Here is a 508-nt window from a genome sequence, read left to right as displayed (position 1 = left end):
AAGACGGCTTCATCTTTAAATGCCTGCGGATAACTCTTATGTGATTTTTTTAAACTCATATAGACCTCTTAATTTATTGACCATACTGTCTCAAAATTAAGTGTCCGATGGGATTAGACCAGAACAGACGGGGCGGTCGAGCATCAAAGGTCAGACTTAAACAACATCTCTGTTTAACTGCCAGTTCGCCATCTGATAGGCAGGACGCCTGAATGTCGTGCAATGCAGGGATGCATGAGCATGAGAACGACCATGGCTCTCGTTCATAAACTCAGAAACCCTAGGTTTCTATTCACCGAGTCGACGAGTGAATGCCATGGCAAGCCTGTGTGAGTGGATATCAGCAAACGCTAAACTGCTAACAACTAAAGTTCCCCCGACACTAGGGTCTGTTGATCTTTGCTGTACAAATGTTGCTCAGCAATACATCGGCAGCCACATTAACATAAACGCCAGTGACACCATACTGGCGTAATTTCTTGCTAGCTTGTCATATCTTGTTGATATT

The 508-nt window shown here is 43.9% G+C and carries 1 pseudogene; it reads right to left on the bottom strand.

Annotated elements, in window-relative coordinates:
• Nucleotides 1–417: 417 nt before the first annotated feature.
• Nucleotides 418–508: pseudogene (locus ACRN9H_RS19690) on the bottom strand (IS5/IS1182 family transposase); the annotation flags it as partial.

The sequence above is a fragment of the Shewanella sp. MF08487 genome (assembly GCF_050848685.1).
In the GTDB taxonomy this organism is placed as follows: Bacteria; Pseudomonadota; Gammaproteobacteria; order Enterobacterales; family Shewanellaceae; genus Shewanella; species Shewanella glacialipiscicola.
Note: the sequence above shows the minus strand (reverse complement) of the source record. Positions and strands in the feature narration are given on the sequence as shown.